The sequence below is a fragment of the Microbulbifer aggregans genome (assembly GCF_020524005.1).
GTDB classification, from domain to species: Bacteria; Pseudomonadota; Gammaproteobacteria; order Pseudomonadales; family Cellvibrionaceae; genus Microbulbifer; species Microbulbifer aggregans_A.
This window is the reverse complement of the sequence record NZ_JAIVKK010000011.1, coordinates 132,397-146,803: the sequence shown is the minus strand read 5'-3', so window position 1 is coordinate 146,803 and position 14,407 is coordinate 132,397. Positions and strand designations below refer to the sequence as shown.

Genomic DNA, 14,407 nt, shown 5'->3' with positions numbered 1-14,407 from the left:
CATGTGCGTGTACTTTTCCGGTTATTGGGAGTTCAGCAAACGGGAGCTGTATGAGGGCCGGCTTTAGAAACGGTAATCCACCACCGCCTTGATCAGCCTTGGCGATGCCGCGTAAACCGCTTCAAAACTGCTAAAAGTAAACCCGGTGTAGTGGTAGGCCTTGTCACCCAGATTGGTACCAAAGAGCCCCACGCTCCAGCGCTCCCCCGCATCGGTGAATTTGACAAAGCCGTTGAACAAATCGAGTCGCGGTACTTCCACCAGAGGACTGGTCGATGCCCCCGGCTGAACTTCCGAGGTGTGCTGGTAATCCAGCCCCCACAGCAGTTCACCGGCGCTGAAACTGGTGCTGTGCTCTACGCCGATCGAAGCGTTAACCCGCGGCGTGCCCGGCAATTCAGAGTCGAGCGTGACACCGCTTACATTGGCCGCCAGCTCTTCATAGTCTCCCCAGGCAGTGGCATAGTTGGCGACAACGAAGAGGCGATCACTCGCCATATAGGTCAACTCCATCTCTATGCCATCCACTTCCGCTTCCGCGGCATTCTGGATCACAGTGCCGCCGCCAGCCTGGATATTGAGGGAGTTCAGCTGCAGGTCCTTGAACTGATTCAGGAAGTAATTGGCATTGAAGCGCAGACGGTTCTGCAGCCACTCGGACTTGATCCCCGCTTCATAGGTCCAGACCTGCTCCGCATCATAGGGCACCAGCTGATCATCCGCGTTCAGCGCGCGCCCCTGGAATCCTCCGGCTTTGAACCCTTTGGCGACCGATGCATACATCATCATTTCATCCGTCGCCTGGATATCTACCCCGAATTTCGGGGTCACGTCGTCAAACGATTTCCGCAGTCGGTTGGCGCCGTTCTGGAAGATGATATTGCTCTCGGTACTGCCATCGAAGGTTTTGTCGTCGCGGGTGTAACGCAGCCCCAGAGTAAGGTCGATGATGTCCGATGCGTGCCAGGTTGCCTGCCCAAACAGCGCCTGGGAGTCTGTTTCAACGGTGTAATCCTGGGTACTCTGAATAAACTGGCTGATAGTATTGGTCGTCAGCGAGTCACTCTGCTCACTCAGGTAGTACAGGCCGGCGAGCCAGTCGAGCCGCTGCTCGAACGCACTGCCCAACAGCTGGATTTCCTGCGAGAACTGGGCGCTATCCACCTGGGTATCGATATACCAGCTGTCGCGCCCTGAAATATCGATCAGATTGTCGTTCTCGACATTCCGGTAAGCGGTAATCGAGCGCAACGTAAACTCGCCAAATTCACGTGCCAAATTGGCACTGAAGCCAAACTGGTCGGCGGTTGCGAACTGCGGCGCGCTGGTGCCGGTCGCGTAGAGATCGCCGTCAAACAGGGGGGCGCCAGTGGCCGCATCCATGGGTGTGATATAAGAGGCATCCCCGTCATCGGTGAAATAGTAAACGCTCAGGTCTGCACTGAAGTCGTCCTGTACCAACCGACTCAACGTTGCACGCACACCACCGTACTCGCGCGCATTCAACCCGGTTTCCTGCTGTTCACCGGAAGTACTGTCGATACGGGAAATATACCCACCCTGTTCGAAATACATCGCGCTGACCCCGGCAGCCCAGTCACTGCCAACCGCCACAGAGCCAGACAGTTTGCCACCGATGTTGTCCAACTCCCCGGTGCTCAGGCGCAGGGAAAAATCCGGTTCTGCCGTGGGTTTACGGGTAACCACCTTGATCGCGCCGGTGGTGGAGTTACGCCCGTAAAGTGAGCCCTGGGGTCCGCGCAATACCTCGATACGCTCGATATCGTAGAGTCCGATATTGGCACCGTTGGAGCGCGCTACATACACGTCATCGATATACAGGCCAACGGCGGACTCGGCGGTAGGCTGGCTGCTCTCTCCCTGGCCAAGCCCGCGCATGAAAATACGCGTATTGGTCGGGCTGCCGGAAGCGGGGGTTGTCAGGAGATTGGGCACTGCCCGGCCAAGGTCTTCCACCGCACCGATCTGCCGGGCTTCCAGGGTAGCGGCATCCAGTGCAGTAACCGCAATGGGAACGGATTGCATACTCTCTTCGCGCTTGCGGGCGGTCACCACAACTTCTTCCAGCGCTCTCTGCCCGGCCCCGCTACCTTCCTGTGAGTCCTGCGCGAATACCGGTACACCAACAACACCCAGCTGTGCCGCGGCGATGGCCAATACGAGTTTATGTTTGATATTGGAGCGATAACCCATGTCTGCCTCGATAATCTATTCAGGTGGATGACAACGAGTGAAAAGCACCAATGGCTACTACCGCGAAAGCCAACCAGGGCTTACCACTGTCTACTCTGTCCCGAGATTACCAAAGCATTTGACCTAATGTATATACTTTATAATTTTTGAGAGATCCCTCCCCTCCCTGAAGCACCGTGGCGAAACGCCAAGTAAGACGCGAATTAGAGCTGCACACTCGCAGCGCCGGGCTCATAGCTCGCGTGTACCACATACCTGAGCGGCCCACCGGCGTCGACCGCATCGAAGGGATAGCAGGTAACCAGGACCAGGTCCCGTTCCGCGTACACCGGGAGCGACTCCCGAAGACTGTTTACCACACGCGTATGATTGACTCGAAAGAGATGCCAGCTACCGTCCGCCCCCTGCAATCGCACCGGGTTGCCAACCTGCAACTGCGCGAGTCCGCGAAAATGCGTATCCCTATGAGCTGCAATAACCGTGGTGCGCGCTTCCTGCACGCTGTCATTCGGCAGGGCTGAGGACTCCAGTAGCCCCGGGCCAAACGCGAGCGCCTGGCCGCTGGTACCGCTCAGTACCATCAGGGGTTTCTGCTGCGCAAGCTGCAACTTTGCGACCGGCCAGGTATCCGCCCAGGGCCAGGGTTTGTGGGGGGTACCGCTTGCGAGCTGCCGGTCCCACGCATTGGCGATCAGGTATTGCGCCAGTTCTGCTTTGGCCAACAACCAGGCGGAACCACCCAGCTGCCATAATCCCGCTACCACCAATATCAGGGAGCCAAATCGCACTATCGATTTCATTTTCCCTTCCCTGTATTGGCCAGTAACAGGCGGGCCTCCAGCCGGTTGCGACGTCGGCGCACGTCCGGCACGGATCTGCGCAAGTACCTGCGCAGGCCGTTAGCCCAATGGACACGCAGGGCTCCCAGTTTTCCGCTTATCCGGTGAGCAATACGCAACAGTGCGCCCATTCCAATCAGCAACATGGCCCACAATAACTGTCCGTATACGCCAACGGCGGTCTGTGGATAAGTCTGCTGCTGTAGCATCTGACCGCGCGCCACCGCATTGGGCACCGGGCTCGATTTCAATTTTTCCGTGGTCGGTCGCACCGGTGTTTCTTCCACGGCGACAAAGCTGGTGTACGGACTGGCCAGCTGGTAGGCCAGTGCCAGTTGCAGTATTTCTTTCCGCAGTGAATCCTCGGCGCCGTCAGTCCCACTGAGGCGTCCCTGTTGCTGCTGTTCATCCCGCAGCACGGCAATTTTCGCCCGCGCCCACAAACTGCCGATGCCGTTCCCTTCGTTATCGACCCGGAGCGAATCCAATGCGATTTCGCGGGTAAAACGTTTACCCGCCAGCCGGCCGCTGACGATCACCTGCCCGCTGCCTGCGCGCCCCAGCATCTTTCCATCTACCCGGGCAACCAGTCGCACCGGTTCGCCACGGTACAGGTCGGGCATTCGCTTGGGATAGGCCTCCACTTTCATTCCAGCCGGCCAACGCACTTCGAGATCGGTTACCAGCGGGTTTTCCAGTTTTTCAAACAGTGTGCGCATTTTGCTTTGCACTTCGTTCAGGTCACCAATCTGGATAAAACTGCCGCGCCCAAATTCAGCGGCCTTGCGCATAAAGAAACTGTTTGGCGCCGAGCCAATACCTACGGTAAACAAGCGTGTTTCGCCCAGCCGCTGGCGGATCAGTTCAAACAGGGCGCGTTCATTACCTACAGCGCCATCGGTAATGAAAATGACCTGCCGTACCAGTTCACCGGCTTCGTCATTCAATTGCTGGGAAAGCGCCTCCCTGAGCGCCGGCGCCATCTCGGTCCCGCCTGTTGCCTGTAGCGACTCAACCCAATCCCTGGCTGCGCGAATATTATCCCCAGTAGCAACAACAGGCCGCGGATAGAAAGTGCGGTAATTGCTGTTGAATTCAATTACGTTGAAACGATCTTGCGGCGAAAGCCGGGCCAGCGCGAGCAACAGGCTTTCCTTGGCCTGGCGAATGGAAGTTCCACTCATCGAGCCGGATGTGTCGACCACATAAACCACTTCCCGTGGCAGTTTGTTAGGCGAGGCATCCCCACTTACCGGCGGCAATAGCAGTAGCTGCACGTATTCGGCGTCTTCACCCTGCTTCACCGCCTGCTCGGCAAACAGTGCCGCCGATGGCATTGCCGAAGCCTGTGGCCGCCAGTGCAGGGCAAAGTCACGATCCATCGCGGCGCTGCCCTCCTTCAGCTCAACCTGGTAACGATGGCCCGTCTCACGGCGAAAGCTGACTTCGTGGTAAGGACTGAATATATCCACCAGCGGCAATCCCATTCCCAGCTGGATATCCAGCGTCATCTTGTGGCTGCCATTCCTGGCAAGTTCGGCCATTGGCATCATCGCCGGGGTAATTTTGTCTGCGTCAGCAACCTGGTCCGTGGGCAATGCCCAGCCGTGTGCGTTCACTGCCACTTCGCTATCCTGGGGCAATGGGTTGCCCGGGATATAACGCGGTGTCAGGGTACTGGGAATCCGCAGGCTGAATTGACCACTGTCGAATCGCAGGGTCTGTAAATAGCGCACTTCTACCGCGATTTTTTCGCCGGGCGCTATATTGGCAACGCGGCTGGTGAAAAGATTCGGACGCTGCTGTTCCAGAAGGGCGGCGCGCTTCCCTGCCGCCTTGGCCTCCCGATACACCTTCTGTGCTTCTTCCCGTTCACGCACCTTGCCCACAATGCGCCGCTCGCCAACAACAATTTCCATTCCGTTGACGGCCGCATTTTCCGGCAGCGGTAGAACGTATACCGCCTCCTGCCAGTCCTGGCTGGTATTGGAAAATTCCTGCTGGATGTTCACCTCAGCCACCAGGCCCCGAACTTTCACCGCCACCTTTGTGCCCAGGTGGATCGCGGGGATATAGCGGCCGGGTTCCCCGCCGCGAAACAGCAGGTCTCCGCTGCCGGTGTCATTGATGCTGACACCGTCCGCTCCGTTAGCGTTTGGGGTCATATCCGATTCTGTCGCACGCGCACCCACGGCGGCCAGCAGTACTGCGGCGGCCGTCACCACCAGCAACAGCCAGCTGCCGCCGCGACGCTTGCGGTAACGGCGCCGGTAATATTCGTCATTGGGCAGGATCATAAGGTCACGCGAAATGCGCGCTGGTTGAAAGAAAGATCGGTTCACGTTTGCCTCCAGCAATCTCGTTTCTGAAGGTATTTAACCGCTGCAACTTGGCGAAGCTGGGGCTCAACCCGGGCACAGCCGGGATCAATTGTGGCGAATTGTGGCAAACGGGGTTCGTGGGAGGTCCATCCGCCAAACTACACTACTCCTACTTTGACAACAGAGGGCTTTCGCGATGATGTTGCGAACCCACATTTTGGAAGAGGATACGGGTCTGCGATTACTGTTCGCGCTGACTCTATTGTTGGCCGGCCTTTTGAGTAACCCGATTTCCGCCCAATCCTGGCCAACCAGCGAGGAAACCCAGAAAATTGCCGAGGAAGGCTTTATCTACGGACTGCCACTCGTCATGGACTATGCCGTCATGTACGAATTCACGATCGATAAGGATTCCGGCCAGTACAAAGCCCCATTCAATACACTCAGCAATTCCGCCAATGTGTTCACCTACAAGGATACGGCCGTGGTCACTCCCAACAGCGACACGCCCTACTCCATGCTGTGGATGGATTTACGAACCGAACCCATGGTCATCTCGGTGCCGGCAATCGACAAGAAGCGCTACTACTCGATCCAGCTGGTGGACGGAAACACATTCAATTACGGCTACATCGGCAGCCGCGCCACCGGTAATGGAGCCGGCAACTATATGATCGCGGGCCCAGGGTGGCAGGGAGAAAAACCGCCGGGCATCAATCAGGTATTTGTCGCCGGCTCGGATTTTTCACAAGCCATATTCCGTACCCAACTGTTCAACCCGGAAGATATCCAGAACGTGCGGGATATCCAGGCCCAATATAAGGCACAACCACTTTCGTCCTTTCTGGGCAAGCCGGCGCCCCCAGCCGCCGAAAAAATTGATTTTCCGAAAATCGACAAACAATCCATGCAGTCCGATTTTTTCACCTATCTCGATTTTGTGCTTAAGCTGATACCAGCTAATCCTGATGACAAGGAAATTCTTGAAAAACTCGCGCGTATCGGCGTCGGTCCAGGCAAAAAGGTTTCAATCACGGATTTGCCTGAGGAGCAACGCAAAGCTATCGCACAAGGTATGAGTCAAGCCCAACAGAAAATCGCCAGGGCGGTGGATAGTCTTGGCTCGAAAGTAAACGGCTGGAATATCGCCGCGGCTTTTGGCGATCGCGCCTTTTACAATGGCAACTGGCTGCTGCGCGCGGCAGCTGCCAGCGCGGGAATTTATGGCAATGATGCCGAGGAAGCCACTTACCCGATGACGCGGAGCGATGGCAAAGGCACACCACTCGATGGCAGCAAGCACAAGTATACGCTCACCTTTGCCAAAGGAGAGCTGCCGCCGGTTAATGCCTTCTGGTCTGTAACCATGTATGACGGCAAAACCCAGTTGCTGATCAAAAACCCCATCAATCGATATCTGATCAATTCGCCAATGCTGCCTGACATGAAGAAAAACGATGATGGCTCGGTAACCATCTACATTCAGAAGGACTCGCCCGGTGCGGACCTTAAATCCAACTGGTTACCCGCACCGGACGGACCAATCTATCTGGCCATGCGTTTGTACTGGCCAAAAACGGACCCGCCTTCCGTACTCCCCCCTGGCGATGGCACCTGGAAACCTCCAGCAATCGAAGTGGCCGATTAGGACGGATGTCCCAGGCATAAAAAAACCGGCGCAAGCGCCGGTTTTTTTATGCCGTTGAGAATCAGTCAACCAGGCCGTACTCGTCGCGCAGTACCTGGATGATTTCTGCTTTGGGGTTGTCGGAAATCACCAGTTGTTCGCCGATGATTTTCTCGGCGATACCCACGTAGGTTGCAGACAGGTCCATCAGCATGGATTCTGGCAGGGCATTGTCGCGCGCCAGCGCTTCGCGCTCATCCATACGGTCTTTGTTCAACAGGATGTCCGGATCCGGGAAGTAGTTCAGCAATGCCTGACGGAAACCCTCTTTGGAGTTTTCCACAACCTTGCCACTGCGATAGGCCTCGCCATCCCAGATGCGGGACGAATCCGGTGTGCCCACCTCGTCCATATAGATCAGTTTTTCGTTACCTTGCGCATCGGTGACATAGCCGAACTCGAACTTGGTATCGACAAAAATCTGGTCGAGCTTCTCCAGCTCCGCGGAGATTACCTCAAAGCCTTCTTTCAGCAATTTCTCATACAGGTCGATATCACTCTCACTGCGGAAATTGAACGCCTCGAAGTTGTCTTCGATATTCTTGCGGGTGATGTTCACATCGTCCGCTTCCGGAACACCGGGAATTCCCTTGAGAATACCCTTGGTGGAAGGAGTCACCAGCAGTTCCGGCAGCTTCTGGTCTTTCTTCAGGCCGTCTGCAATCTCGATGCCACAGAACTCCCGTTCGCCCTTGCTGTAGGCACGCCACATGGAGCCGGTAATGTACTGGCGCACAATGGCTTCAATTTTCACCGGGCTGGCTTTCTGTACGATCCACACGCCCGGGTGCGGGATATCCAGAATATGGCTGTCGGCCAGCCCCTGCTCCTTGAACAGTTTGAACCAGTGATTGGAAATGGCGTTCAGCGCCGCGCCCTTACCGGGTACGCCCAACAAACCGCCTTCACCGGTCCAGATACAGTCGAACGCCGATATACGGTCGGAGATAACCATCACCGCCAGCGGTGCATCGGCAGCCACCGGATAGCCTTTCTCTTCAATCAGTCGGCGGCTGTCAGCCTCGGTCAACCAGTAAACGGAGCGGACTTTTCCGCTGTGGACAGGCTTGTCTGTACGGATCGGCAAATCGTTGTTGACCGCCAGTACTTTGTCAGCAAGGCTCATTAAGGCTTTCCTATGACTAATCGCCGCCCGCGGAGCGCGGACGGGTTCTGAAATGAAGCGCGGAATACTAGTGCTCCGCTCGCTAGAAATCCACAGGGGACAGGGCAAGCGGCCGACTTTTATGCCGTTTTACGCCCCATTCTGCTCTTCGGCTGCTCTCGCCGCTTCACGTGCCTGCCACTCCGCCTGGTGGTCCGCTGTGGGCCAGGCATTCAGGATGGCTTTGGTCAGGGTAGCCAGGGGAATGGCAAAGAACACCCCCCAAAAACCCCAGATGCCACCAAACACCAGTACCGCCATAATTATGGCCACGGGGTGCAGGTTTACGGCTTCCGAAAACAGGATTGGCACCAGTACATTGCCGTCCAGCAGCTGGATAACACCATAGGCGAACATCAGCCAGAAAAACTCACTGCTCCAGCCCCACTGGAAAAGCCCAATGGCCGCCACCGGGATAGTCACAACTGCCGCGCCGATATAGGGAATCAGTACCGACAGGCCCACCGCGACCGCCAGCAGTAGCGCGTAATTGACCCCCAGAACCAGAAAGGCGGCATAACTGACCACCGCTACGATAGCAATCTCGATCACCTTGCCGCGAACATAGTTGGCTACCTGGTCATTCATCTCGTACCAGATCTGTCGCAGCATGGGCCGTTGATGGGGCAGGAACGCCGCACACCAGCGCAGTAGTTTTTCGGAATCTTTGAGAAAGAAAAACACCAGGATTGGTACCACTACGGCATAAATAAGTACCCCAGCCAGGATCGGCAAGTTGGCCAGGGAGAAGGTCACCACCGTCTGCCCCATACTGCCAAGCTCACTCCCCAGGGTATTGAAAATCTCGTCAATCTGGGCGGCCGAGATCAGCCGCGGATAGCGATCCGGCAATAGCAGTAGCAATTCCTGCCCGCGGTCGATCATATTCGGCAGTTCGGCAAACAGCCGCACGAGCTGGCGCCAGATAATCGGCATCACCACCAGCAGCAGCGCGACAATGGTCCCGACAAGTACCAGACAGGCAATGGAAACCGCCAGCCAGTGGGGTACCTTCCACGATACCAGGCGCTGCACCATGCCCTGCATCAGAAACGCAATCACCAGCGCCGAGAGCACCGGTGCCAGCACACCGCCGAGCGTAGCCAGTACCACCATCGCCACCAGCAGCAACAGTGACAGGAGAACAACCTCTTCCTGGCTGAAATAGCGATTTACCCAACCCCTGACGATCGCAAACATAAAACGGCGTTACCTGATTATTGATATTTAAAATTGAACAGGCAGCAGCGCGGCAAATTCTGCCTCGGCGCAGCCAACTCAGAGGGCAGCGAGCCAGTAATGGAACTCGATACGCTGCAAAGGTACACCACTCAGGCGGTAAAATCTGCGGATATGCTCGCGGAGCTCGAGTTCAAAGGTTGCCAGGTACAGCCGGTGATCGGGCAATTGAGGTTGGGCCGGGTAAGCTCACTTCCCGCCGGAGATATCCATGACGATTCGCCCCTCAATCTGCCCCTTCCTCATTCGGTCGAAGATACTATTTACGTCTTCCAGCGTTTCGATAGTGTAATGTGCAGCCACCTTGCCCTCGGCTGCGAACTGCAGCGCTTCGGCCAGATCATTGCGTGTGCCGACGATAGAACCCCGGATTGTCTTACGATTCAGCACGGTGTCGAAGATCTGCAGTGGAAAACTCTCGGGCGGCAGGCCAACCAGGCTCATGGTACCGCCTCGCGCCAGCATCCCAACGCCCTGCTCGAAGGACTTACCCGCGACCGCAGTGACCAGCACTCCCTCCGCTCCCCCCCCGGCCTGGACTTCGGCAACCGGATCAGTATCGAGTGCATTTATCGTCACGTCGGCACCGAGCTCCCGCGCGAGTTCCAGCTTGTCGCTCGCGATATCGACCGCGATCACGTGCAGCCCCATCGCCTTGGCATATTGCACAGCCATATGCCCCAATCCACCGATGCCCGATATCACCACCGTCTGCCCGGGTCGCGTATCGGTTTCTTTCAGGCCCTTATAGACCGTGACCCCTGCACACAGCACAGGGGCAGCGGGTGCGAAATCTAGCGCTGGCGGCAAGTGTCCCACATAGTTCGGGTCCGCCAGTACGTATTCGGCAAAACCACCGTTGACGCTGTAACCTGTATTCTGCTGCTCGGTGCAAAGAGTTTCCCACCCCCCCATGCAGTGGCGGCAGTGGCCGCAGGCCGTGTAGAGCCAGGGTACCCCAACCCGGTCACCCTCCTTGACGCCCTTCACATTGCACCCGACTTCGACAACTGTACCAACACCTTCGTGGCCGGGAATGAATGGCGGGCTCGGTTTCACAGGCCAATCACCTTCAGCGGCGTGAAGGTCCGTATGACACACACCACTGGCCGCGACCTTAACGATGACGCCTGAGTCGGTGAGCGAGGGACGCTCAACCTCGCAAATGTCCAGGGGCTTGCCAAATGCTCGAACGACTGCTGCCTTCATCTTTGGATTCATCTCTACCGGAAACCTGGGGATTCGGAAACCTGGGATCGCAGTCATTAACTACGGTGAAGCAAAAGTGTAGTGACCCACTGAACCCAATGACCATTCAATTTAGGTGGCAGAGTTGCCACCTACTCCCGGCGATCGCGCGTATGAGCGTCATTGGCTATAGCGGTGGGCATGAAAAAAAAATTGCGGCAGGGCAACTTCAGATAGCAGACAGCCAGTAGTGGAATTCATCCCCACGGCACTCGGCGCGCAACAACGACACACCAGTCAAGCGACAAAAGCTGCGAATATCCTCACGGGATGCGGGGTCCGTGGCGATCAGGTGCAACTGTGAACCCGGCGAGAGCGTTTTCAACCCTCGGCGCATGGCCAACAATGGCTGCGGGCACGGCAGCCCCCGAGCATCTACCCTGAGAGCAGGCTCCCGGAATAACTCGTCAGCAGGCGTGGCTTGATAGTCAGACTCGGTCATCCTGTTTGAGGATCCCTGCGTAGTAAAGTTTGGTTAAGTCGCGGATTATAGCGGTCGGCCGCGGTCAAAGTGCAGAACCTTTTGCCGTGAAATTGATCAAAACCTCGACAGTCTAATAGGGATACATGTAGTGTTAGCCGTAGGTACACCCGCAGGCAGCAGCAGGAATATGACCAGAATGCAGCACCAATTCATCTCTTCTGCCACAACTCGCTGGCGCCTGCTCGGCCGGCGCGCGACCAGTATCGTGCGCGGTCTGAGTCTCGGGCTTGCGCTGGGCGCAAGCCCGCTCGTCGCAACAGCCCAGGATGACCACCACATTCGCCTACCTGAACTCGGCGACTCCAGCAGCGGGCTGGTTTCCCGCGCGCGGGAAAATGAACTGGGGCAGATGTGGCTGCGCATGTTCCGCAGCCAGGTTCGCACTTCCAGCGATGCCCTGCTGCAACAGTACGTGGAAAACTCCCTCAAGTCTCTGGCCGAACACAGCCCGCTGGAAGACAAATCCCTCGATGTCGTCGTGGTAAAGAACGATACGATGAATGCCTTCGCGGTACCGGGAGGAGTAGTGGGCGTTCACACAGGACTGTTCCTGTTTGCGGAAAATGAAGACCAGTTCTCATCCGTTCTGGCGCACGAACTCGCGCACTTGAGCCAGCGACACTATGCCCGCTCCCTGGAAGCCCAGCGCAACAGCACCCTGCCGACGCTGGCAGGCATGCTGGGTGCACTGGTGCTCGCCGCAACCGCTGGTGGCGACGCGGGTATCGCCGCGATGACCGCCACCCAGGCGGCAGCTCTCGACAACCAGCTGCGTTTCTCACGCCAGAATGAGCAGGAAGCGGATCGCGTTGGTATCGAGACCCTGGCCAAATCCGGAATGGATCCGCAAGCGGCGGGCGAGATGTTCGAACAGATGCTCAAGGCCACCCGCTACTACCGCCGTCCACCGGAGTTCCTGCTGACGCACCCGGTAACGGAGAAGCGGATTGCCGACGCCAAGCTGCGCGCCAACCGCATGGACAAAGTGCCGCTGCGCGACAGCCGTGAATACCATTTGATGCGCGCCCGTATCCGGGTAGCAGCCGAAGCCACCCCCCAGCAGGCGGTGAAGCGTTTCCAGGCGGAACTGCGCGGGATCAACGACAATGAGGATGCCGCCCGTTACGGCCTGGTACTGGCCCAGACCGGTGCCGGCAAACCGGATACCGCACTGGAGACCCTGCAACCCCTCCTCGACAAAGAGCCCGACAAAGATGCCTTTGTACTCGCGCGCGCAGATATTGATCTGGCCCGCCACGATTACACCAGTGCTACCAGGCGCCTGCAAAAGGCGGTAGACCAGAACCCGAAAAACCACGCCCTGATCATGGGGCTGGCGAATGCACACTTTAAGGCGGGAAATTACCTCGCCGCGGAACGTATCCTCTCCAAACACAGCCGGGTGCGCCGCAAGGACCCGGCCGTGTGGTACCTGCTGGCAGAAACCCATGGCCTGGCCGGCGATATCGTTGGCGTGCATGAAGCGCGCGCCGAGTACTACATTCTCAACGGCGTGTTCGACAAGGCGTTGCAGCACCTGCGCCACGGGGTGCGCCTGGCGAAGGATGATTACCAGACTCATGCGATTCTGGAGCAGCGCATGAAGGATGTGATCAAGATGCAGGAGAAGGCAAAGGAGCTTTAACCTGTATTTTTGAAAGACAGATCACGAAGTAAATCAGGTTGAGCTGAAGGTAAAGTGGCGGGGATCTGTTTTTGAAAGCGTCGGCGACAGGGAAGTCGCCGACGCAGCGTACAGGGATGTATTCACAGCGGTTTCAAAAACAGATACCCGGTGCTTTGCCGCCACCGCGCCCACTCAATAACCACCAAAACAAGCTCAGTCCAGTGGTTTGCGGAAGTCCAGCATCCGCTGCAGCGGCATCATCGCCCGCTTGCCGAGTTCCGGATCTACGAGAATCTCGTTATCGCCCCGCTCCAGAACCCCACACAGGTTTTCCAGCGAGTTCATCGCCATCCAGGGACAGTTGGCGCAACTGCGGCAGGTGGCGCCAGAGCCGGCAGTAGGAGCAATAATCAATTCCTTATCCGGACACTGCTGCTGCATTTTGTAAAAAATGCCCTGATCCGTGGCCACGATAAACTGCTTGTTCGGGCGGGTTTTCGCTGCGTTGATGATTTGCGACGTAGAACCCACTACATCGGCCAGCTCAACCACCGCAGCCGGCGACTCCGGGTGCACCAGCACGAGTGCTTCCGGGTACATCGCCTTCAGATCAGCAACGCCTTTGGCCTTGAACTCTTCGTGCACGATACAGGCGCCATCCCACAACAGCACATCGGCACCGGTCTGCTTCTGCACATAACTGCCCAGGTGCTTATCTGGCGCCCACAGAATTTTTTCCCCCTGGGAATCGAGATAATCAACGACATCCAGCGCAATACTGGATGTGACCACCCAATCGGCACGGGCTTTCACCGCAGCGGAAGTATTGGCATAAACAACAACAGTGCGGTCAGGGTGCTGGTCACAGAAAGCTGAAAACTCATCGATGGGGCAACCGAGGTCCAGAGAGCAGGTTGCCTCCAGGGTTGGCATCAGCACCCGCTTGTGCGGGGTAAGGATTTTGGCGGTTTCGCCCATGAATTTCACACCGGCGACGATCAGCGTATCGGCCTGGTGCTGGGCGCCGAAACGGGCCATTTCCAGAGAGTCGGAGACACAGCCGCCAGTCTCTTCCGCGAGCTGCTGGATCAGCGGGTCGGTGTAGTAATGCGCAACCAGCACCGCGTTTTGCTCTTTCAGCAAACGCTTGATGCGCTCTCGCCACAGCTCCAACTCTTCCTCGGAATACTGGTGCACTCCCGGATGGGCCAGGTGATCCTGCACAAAATCCCGCGCATCAATGCTGCTTACAGGGCTGGAAGTGGCAATCTTTTCGCTGTTGTCAGTCATGCGATCCTGTATCTCTGTACTGCCGTAAAAAAGCGGGCATTATAACGCCCCGGAGAAATTTCGCCGGTTAATGAAATACTAATGTCACCAAACGGGTGGTACGACAAGAGATATGCAAGCGGGTAAGAGAAAACTAGAAGGGGAGATGGTGGGTCGTGCTGGATTCGAACCAGCGACCAATTGGTTAAAAGCCAACTGCTCTACCAACTGAGCTAACGACCCTCAGGAAGCTTGCTGTCTTTTGAAAAGATCAGCAGTAGCTTGGACTCTGATTCAGGCTGCTGCCTGCTTCA

General features: G+C 57.0%; 10 protein-coding genes and 1 tRNA gene. 2 read left to right on the top strand and 9 right to left on the bottom strand.

Features of this window, described 5'->3' with window-relative positions:
- Window positions 1-63 precede the first annotated feature (63 nt).
- From LC093_RS17785 to LC093_RS17775, 3 genes are all read right to left on the bottom strand, one after another.
- Entirely contained in the window at window positions 64-2,214 is a 2,151-nt protein-coding gene (locus LC093_RS17785; RefSeq protein WP_226668008.1) for a TonB-dependent receptor, read from the bottom strand.
- A 203-nt stretch (window positions 2,215-2,417) separates the two neighbouring features.
- Window positions 2,418-3,014 carry a class GN sortase gene (locus tag LC093_RS17780; protein ID WP_226668005.1) on the bottom strand — a complete coding sequence of 199 codons (597 nt, stop codon included), beginning with the start codon at window positions 3,012-3,014 and terminating at the stop codon, window positions 2,418-2,420.
- On the bottom strand, window positions 3,011-5,350 hold the full coding sequence (locus tag LC093_RS17775) for a marine proteobacterial sortase target protein (protein WP_226668003.1): 2,340 nt from the start codon (window positions 5,348-5,350) through the stop codon (window positions 3,011-3,013). The genes LC093_RS17780 and LC093_RS17775 overlap by 4 nt, the downstream gene beginning before the upstream one ends.
- A 220-nt stretch (window positions 5,351-5,570) precedes the next feature.
- Between LC093_RS17775 and LC093_RS17770 the strand changes: the two genes are divergently transcribed.
- Entirely contained in the window at window positions 5,571-7,022 is a 1,452-nt protein-coding gene (locus LC093_RS17770) for a DUF1254 domain-containing protein (protein ID WP_226668001.1), read from the top strand.
- A gap of 61 nt (window positions 7,023-7,083) precedes the next feature.
- On the opposite strand, the gene LC093_RS17765 is transcribed toward LC093_RS17770, so the two are convergent.
- The 4 genes from LC093_RS17765 to LC093_RS17750 all read right to left on the bottom strand — a co-directional run bounded on the left by LC093_RS17765 (window position 7,084) and on the right by LC093_RS17750 (window position 11,155).
- Entirely contained in the window at window positions 7,084-8,187 is a 1,104-nt protein-coding gene (locus LC093_RS17765) for a phosphoribosylaminoimidazolesuccinocarboxamide synthase (protein WP_226668000.1), read from the bottom strand.
- Between the two features lie 129 nt (window positions 8,188-8,316).
- The gene (locus LC093_RS17760; protein ID WP_226667998.1) at window positions 8,317-9,426 is read right to left on the bottom strand and encodes an AI-2E family transporter; all 1,110 of its coding nucleotides are present in this window, start codon (window positions 9,424-9,426) and stop codon (window positions 8,317-8,319) included.
- A gap of 228 nt (window positions 9,427-9,654) precedes the next feature.
- On the bottom strand, window positions 9,655-10,674 hold the full coding sequence (gene adhP / locus LC093_RS17755) for an alcohol dehydrogenase AdhP (protein WP_226667996.1): 1,020 nt from the start codon (window positions 10,672-10,674) through the stop codon (window positions 9,655-9,657).
- Between the two features lie 208 nt (window positions 10,675-10,882).
- Window positions 10,883-11,155: a sulfurtransferase TusA family protein gene (locus LC093_RS17750; RefSeq protein ID WP_226667993.1), complete on the bottom strand. Its 273-nt coding sequence runs from the start codon at window positions 11,153-11,155 to the stop codon at window positions 10,883-10,885.
- A 178-nt stretch (window positions 11,156-11,333) separates the two neighbouring features.
- On the opposite strand from LC093_RS17750, the gene LC093_RS17745 reads away from it, so the two are divergent.
- Window positions 11,334-12,842 (top strand): M48 family metalloprotease, encoded by a 1,509-nt coding sequence (locus LC093_RS17745; RefSeq protein WP_226667991.1) that lies wholly within the window; start codon window positions 11,334-11,336, stop codon window positions 12,840-12,842.
- Between the two features lie 195 nt (window positions 12,843-13,037).
- On the opposite strand, the gene nadA is transcribed toward LC093_RS17745, so the two are convergent.
- Both nadA and LC093_RS17735 read right to left on the bottom strand, forming a co-directional pair.
- Window positions 13,038-14,114: a quinolinate synthase NadA gene (gene nadA, locus LC093_RS17740; protein WP_226667989.1), complete on the bottom strand. Its 1,077-nt coding sequence runs from the start codon at window positions 14,112-14,114 to the stop codon at window positions 13,038-13,040.
- Between the two features lie 146 nt (window positions 14,115-14,260).
- Window positions 14,261-14,336: transfer RNA gene (locus tag LC093_RS17735), tRNA-Lys, on the bottom strand.
- Window positions 14,337-14,407 lie beyond the last annotated feature (71 nt).

Coding starts and splice junctions, on each gene's coding strand:
- LC093_RS17785 (WP_226668008.1), bottom strand. CDS start 2,214: ATGGGTTATCGCTCCAATATCAAACATAAACTCGTATTGGCCATCGCC.
- LC093_RS17780 (WP_226668005.1), bottom strand. CDS start 3,014: ATGAAATCGATAGTGCGATTTGGCTCCCTGATATTGGTGGTAGCGGGA.
- LC093_RS17775 (WP_226668003.1), bottom strand. CDS start 5,350: ATGATCCTGCCCAATGACGAATATTACCGGCGCCGTTACCGCAAGCGT.
- LC093_RS17770 (WP_226668001.1), top strand. CDS start 5,571: ATGATGTTGCGAACCCACATTTTGGAAGAGGATACGGGTCTGCGATTA.
- LC093_RS17765 (WP_226668000.1), bottom strand. CDS start 8,187: ATGAGCCTTGCTGACAAAGTACTGGCGGTCAACAACGATTTGCCGATC.
- LC093_RS17760 (WP_226667998.1), bottom strand. CDS start 9,426: ATGTTTGCGATCGTCAGGGGTTGGGTAAATCGCTATTTCAGCCAGGAA.
- adhP (WP_226667996.1), bottom strand. CDS start 10,674: ATGAAGGCAGCAGTCGTTCGAGCATTTGGCAAGCCCCTGGACATTTGC.
- LC093_RS17750 (WP_226667993.1), bottom strand. CDS start 11,155: ATGACCGAGTCTGACTATCAAGCCACGCCTGCTGACGAGTTATTCCGG.
- LC093_RS17745 (WP_226667991.1), top strand. CDS start 11,334: ATGCAGCACCAATTCATCTCTTCTGCCACAACTCGCTGGCGCCTGCTC.
- nadA (WP_226667989.1), bottom strand. CDS start 14,114: ATGACTGACAACAGCGAAAAGATTGCCACTTCCAGCCCTGTAAGCAGC.